The organism is Oleiphilus sp. HI0128 (genome assembly GCF_001635365.1).
The window spans coordinates 1-871 of record NZ_LWGG01000857.1; the positions used below are offsets into that span (position 1 = coordinate 1).

2 protein-coding genes are annotated in these 871 nt (G+C 41.8%); both read right to left on the reverse strand.

The features are described 5' to 3' along the window. Window positions 1–57: 57 nt before the first annotated feature. A complete protein-coding gene (locus tag A3763_RS13460) occupies window positions 58–642 on the reverse strand; it encodes a PilN domain-containing protein (protein ID WP_068506592.1) in 585 nt (194 codons plus the stop codon). Next, window positions 642–871 (reverse strand): pilus assembly protein PilM (gene pilM, locus A3763_RS13465; RefSeq protein ID WP_197482903.1); only part of this gene is annotated, 230 nt, incomplete at its 5' end. The genes pilM and A3763_RS13460, both read right to left, overlap by 1 nt.

The window sequence follows — 871 nt, forward strand, 5'->3', positions numbered from 1 at the left end:
AGTCTATATCATTGGGATCAAAGCCTTTCAGGCTTTCCATAGATTCAGAAAAACCCACTATTTAGTCCCCTTTTCACTTGATTCCTGATCTTCAGCTAACTCAGGGGTCACCTGCTTAACACTAAGATCAAAACTATTTAGAGTCCCGTCATCACCTTTAATCGCACTCACGTCTTTCAGATTAGGGTTAGAAAACCAGACTGATGTTTCAAAGTTTCGCATCAAACCTGAAATACGGTTATTAGATTCAGCCAAACCCGTAATCTCTATGAGATCCTCTTTTCGCTCAAGGCTTTCATAATAAAGGCCATCTGGAAGTGTTCTCACCAACTCATCCATCACACGAACGATAACCGGGCGTGTTCCCTGTAAGTCCTGAATGACCTTCATTCTATCCAAAAGCTCTTTCTTTTCTTTTTTCAGCTCTTTGATCTCTTTAATTTTCTTATCCAGCTCAGCCATTGAAGAGCTTAAATAATTATTTCGAGACTTTTGAGTTTCAATTTCGGAGCTAACATAGTCTTGCCACAAAAACACGAGCACGACAGCAACAACAAGGACAGCGATCAACGATGTAATAAAATTCCGCTGCTTCTCGGCCCGGAGTTCTTCTCGCCACGGCCTAAGGTTAATAGAAGGCATTAATCAAAACTCCTCATAGCCAAACCACAAGCAATCATCAGTGATGGTGCATCATTGCTTAACGCAGACGCATTCACCTTTGAGCTTAAGGTCATATCAACGAAAGGGTTAGCCACAATAGTCTTGATCCCTGTTTTCTCTTCAACCAGCTCTACAAGTCCGTTTATTGACGCGACACCGCCAGCAAGCACGACATAATCGACTTCATTATATTGGCTTGAGGAAAAGA

What these genes read in the sequence shown, in the direction of transcription:
- A3763_RS13460 (WP_068506592.1), bottom strand. Translation starts at nt 642, where the DNA reads ATGCCTTCTATTAACCTTAGGCCGTGGCGAGAAGAACTCCGGGCCGAG.